The sequence below is a fragment of the Moorena sp. SIO2C4 genome, from assembly GCF_010672485.1.
GTDB classification, from domain to species: Bacteria; Cyanobacteriota; Cyanobacteriia; order Cyanobacteriales; family Coleofasciculaceae; genus Moorena; species Moorena producens.
The window spans coordinates 1-2206 of the sequence record NZ_JAAHGN010001174.1; the positions used below are offsets into that span (position 1 = coordinate 1).

A 2206-nucleotide genomic window follows, 5' to 3' on the forward strand; every position below is an offset into this window, starting at 1 on the left:
ACGGCGACTAAAGTCGCTACTAGCTTTCATCCCGGAGACGAAACCTGATTAATAGTGCAGCCTTACAACAAAACCTGTCACCTTTAATGCATAGCCTACCAACTTGCTTTGGCTGCACTATTCTTGCGGTAACTTCTGACCCGGTTTAAAAACACGGGGCTTTCAGCTTTGGTTGTTCCGTAAATAACCAGCTATCAGCTGTCAGCTGATAGCACCTCAAGTAGCGTGCACGCAGCTGACAGCTGATAGCTGACAGCTGATAGATTACAAAGTCAAAGAGATGATATATATCTCATCACTTCTGGAGTCGCATCAAACCATTCCCCAGAAATCCTAAGATGTTGGAACTTTCTGTGAAATTCGGTTTCCATCTTAGCACTTCCTGGGATAATTTTTATTAGTTCTAAAGTCTTTACACTCTTAGTTTCAAGCCCTCTAATATTACCATTGGGGTTAGTAGTGTAACCGATCCGAATCGCATTGCGTCCCTTGTCTAAGATAAAGTAAAGCCTAGCTGGATTTTCTTCCTCAGGGCTGGAGAGGCAGCTTTGTACTAAAGTCCCTGTGGCTTTGTGCAACCGAATAAAGGTTTGAGCGTCACTAGCGTATTCTGGAAGCTTAGAACGCTCTACAGCCATGGTCATATAACGCAATGCGGCTGCGTGTCTTCCCTCCGACGCTTCATCGACAGCCAGGGCTAGCAGGTCATAGGGTGAGCATTGGCGAAAATTACTCATTATTGTTGTACTTGGGCTGAGCAATACCTGATTTGTATGCTAGGAATTGGTAATATTAGCACACCTAATGACCTTATGTAAAGACCTGATCTCAATTCAGATCCGGGAAATCTGATCTGTGCTTTGGTAAGCTATCAGCTATCACCTAATAGACATCTCCAAAAATTAACCTCAAACCCTTGCACTGCCTGGGTCAAAACCGAGTTTCTGGAGATGTCTAATGCGATCGCGCACCCTACTTGATGTGCTATCAGCTAATGTGCTAAGCGCACCCTACTTGATGTGCTTATGGGCTATTAGGAAGCTACGGAACTTTTGAATAAAATAAGTAAGCATTCTTTTAATATTAGTTATGGCAAGCTGACGGCTGACCGCTGACCGCTGAATGCTTACGTGCTTTGTGCAAAAGGCACGTTTATTCAAAATACTCCTCAACTGCTAATCAATCCGGAATCTGAAACTCAATTTCGCGCTTGGTAAAGGGCAAATCTTGATTAATAGCCTCAATTTCCTCGAATTCCATTAGGTTAACCTCATCGATATAGTTTTGAAAAATCCGGTCAAAGCGTTTATCGTAGAATCGATGAACACTATAGTTAGCCGTTGCTGGGAAACCACGACGCTTCTTGTGACGCCCACCAGCACCAGGGTCAAACATGGTGATGCCCTGGCCGATTGCCCACTCAATCGGTGCATAGTAACAGGCTTCAAAATGTAGGCAGTCAAATTCTTCAAAACAGCCCCAATAACGACCATACAAATGATTGCCCTTATTTATACAAAAGGACATTCCCACTGGTTTTTGGTCATCCTCCTCCCGGTAAGCAGCAATTAATACCACTCGCTGACGGTAGTTAGGATACAATTGCTTAAAAAATTGGCGCGTGAGATATTTGCTACCCCACATAAATTTATCGCAGGTGCTGCTGTAGAAGTTGTAGATTAAGGGAAACAAGGATTTTTCAATGTCATCCCCGGTGAAGATTTTCAGGGTTAGACCTGCTTTGGCTACAGCCTTGCGTTCTCGTTTAATATTGCGGCGTTGATTAGCATTAAAGACCTTTAGGTAATCCTCAAAACTACTAAAGCCTTGGTTTTGCCAAATATAGCTGTGATGTAGCCAGCCCTTAAAACCATTGCGTTCAATTACTGGTCGCCAATCCGGGTCAACAAAGAGGAAGTGACAACCAGACAGATGATTGCGATCGCAAAAATTATCAATAGCACTTACCATGATTTGTGTCAACTGATCTTCATCTTCTCCCGGTGCGATCAAAAACCGATAGCCTACCGCTGGGGTAAATGGTGTCATACCCAACAACTTCGGATAATAGGAAATGCCCAAGCGATAGGATAAATCCGCCCACTGTTGGTCAAAGACAAACTCTCCGTAACTGTGACCTTTGACATATATAGGTGCAGCAGCGATCAGCTGTCTATCTCGCCACACCGTTAAGTGATTGGGCAAC

2 protein-coding genes are annotated in these 2206 nt (G+C 43.8%); both read right to left on the reverse strand.

Annotated elements, in window-relative coordinates:
* Nucleotides 1-272: 272 nt before the first annotated feature.
* Entirely contained in the window at nt 273-737 is a 465-nt protein-coding gene (locus tag F6K20_RS35230) for a GIY-YIG nuclease family protein (protein WP_008187408.1), read from the reverse strand.
* 442 nt (nt 738-1179) lie between these two features.
* Nucleotides 1180-2206, reverse strand: a 1027-nt coding sequence (locus F6K20_RS35235; RefSeq protein WP_287297917.1) for a GNAT family N-acetyltransferase, incomplete at its 5' end; no start/stop codon positions are given.

What these genes read in the sequence shown, in the direction of transcription:
- F6K20_RS35230 (WP_008187408.1), bottom strand. Translation starts at nt 737, where the DNA reads ATGAGTAATTTTCGCCAATGCTCACCCTATGACCTGCTAGCCCTGGCT.